1 protein-coding gene and 1 pseudogene are annotated in these 2172 nt (G+C 45.5%); both read right to left on the bottom strand.

Annotation, left to right across the window (positions count from 1 at the left end; all coding sequences use genetic code 11):
• Positions 1-1325 (bottom strand): Bgr_08870 family protein (locus tag AC0QT1_RS08500; protein ID WP_473202115.1); only part of this gene is annotated, 1325 nt, incomplete at its 3' end.
• A 59-nt stretch (positions 1326-1384) separates the two neighbouring features.
• Positions 1385-2172: pseudogene (locus tag AC0QT1_RS08505) on the bottom strand (DUF4815 domain-containing protein); the annotation flags it as partial.

The following is a 2172-nucleotide window of genomic DNA, read 5'->3' on the forward strand; positions in this document are numbered from 1 at the left end:
CCACTCCCATTATTAGCACTAGCACCTCCACCTCCACCGCCGCCAAAAAAAGAGTTTCCACCATTACCACTACCCCCATCACCACCATACCCACCGGCGTAAATAAAGGAGCTCCCTCTATAACCATGAAAACTAGCATCGCCGCCATGGCTACCATTGAAGTAAGATGTGCCTCCTGAACCACCGGCGCCTCCACCTCCACCAGCACCCCCATATGCTATAATAATTCCTGCGATGCGTGTATCACCACCAGCACCTCCACTGCCTCCCGGAGAAGCACCTCGTCCTCCTCGACCAATTTCAATGGCTTTTGCCGATCTTAGTTGTGAAGCTTTTACTTTAACACACGCATATTGACTTCCACCACCACCACCACCACCATAGTAGGTGATACGACTGTTAAGGGAGGTATTATTTCTTAACCAGCCTCCATCTCCCCCACCACCACCGCCACCCCATGCCCATATTTCGATATCGGTGTTATCGCTAACCCCTTCAGGCAATGGAATAGTGCCACTTTGTGTTACAAGAACTTCTAGGGGAGAGGTCGCTTTCCTCAGTTTTGTGATTTCATCACGTATTTCTTGAAGAGCAACAACAGCTTCCTCTTTGCTATAAACTTCCGCACCATCAACTTTCAGCGGTCCTTTAAGCTTGCTTCCCGTTGCACTTAAGCTTGTCACCACTTCACCATTATGTCTGATACTCAATGACGAATTACCATCCTGATTACCATCCCGCATGATACTCAATGGCGTATGAGCAATACCCATTAAATCGGATAGTGAATGATGAAGGTGCGTGAAGTTTTCAGATGAATTGCTTATGAGTTCCAAGCCATCACTCATAGTGACTTTTTTTGTGAACTTATTGTAATCCTGCCATTCATTGGCTTGTGCTAGGCGCCCATAGCTTGTCAGATCTTCATTAAGCTTTGCTCTAAATCTATCAAGACCGACAATATCTTCAATTTTGTGTTGGTGGGCTCCAAGCAAAGAGACAGCACTGCCAAAGGTAAAATGATTGTTGCTAGCTTTATAGAGAACATAATTGTTAGCGGCGTCCTTAGCGCCCTCGATATCACCCAAATCAGTTAAAGTGAAGGTTTTGTCCGCTGCCATTTTACCTTTGAGGACTGCTTCAAGATCTGTAACATCCCCTATGCTATGCGTATGTTTTGAAGGAGCTTTTTTATCTAGCTTTTCTTCCACATCGGCGATGGCTTGATCAAGTTTTGTCAAATTCTCACGCAAAATGGGGAATTCAGAACTGATAAAACGCCCTTCTTTGGGCAATTCCATTGCAAGCTTTTTGGTTTTTGTCATGTCTATTCTCCAAGTCTCTAAAGCTGCCCAAAATCTGATCTTTCAAAGCGAGGGGGGTATCACAAGATGCCAGCACCAAAATCACGCAACATTGATCGCGCCGAAGGTCCACCGGTTAAAGTGAGTTTCAAGCGCGCTTGTCTCGCTGTCTTATTGCTGCTGACAAATTTTCGCTCCACCCAAAGCGGCTCGGAAAGCTGTTCTGTTTCCTCTAAGGTGAGGGGGGTAAAAGCACCATCATCCAGTTGCATCTCTAAAGTGAATGTGGAGCCGCCTGGTAAAAAGGTCTTGATATAGCTGGTCAATCTTGCCTTCTCACCAAAGGCAAAAGCACGGGTAACATAGGTTGCTGTGTTATGAATCTTGCCGGCAATCAACTGAACAGGAGCAAACAGAACGGGGGAGAGTTTTTCTGTGCCTTTGAGAATGGCACGTAATTGAACTGTTTCACTGATATATTCGGTGAGGCTTAACAATTGAAAGGGGAGAAGTTGATAAATCGTGCCATTGTTTCTTTCAATTTCAAAGATCACCGAACAATCACTAGAAGGCAATTCAACCGCGGCACGGATTTGCAAATCAGAACAGTCAACAAGGTCAAATGTGCCAAGATCAATGGTCTTTGTTGTTTGTCTGTAGCGTGCTGCCAAAACACGGAAGGCTAAAGCCTCATCTTGATGGGCACTCCAGCTTTGCGCATTGACAGACGAAAAACGAGGACCGGTCACATAGGGGTGACTTGAGACATATCTTTGCTGTTCTTCATCAAAATCCCCAAGCTTTGCGAGTGAGAGGGAATGATCACTATCATCGGTCTTAAGGACAAAAGCTGTTAAGCGATCATTGG

The sequence above is a fragment of the Bartonella sp. P12B genome (assembly GCF_055796185.1).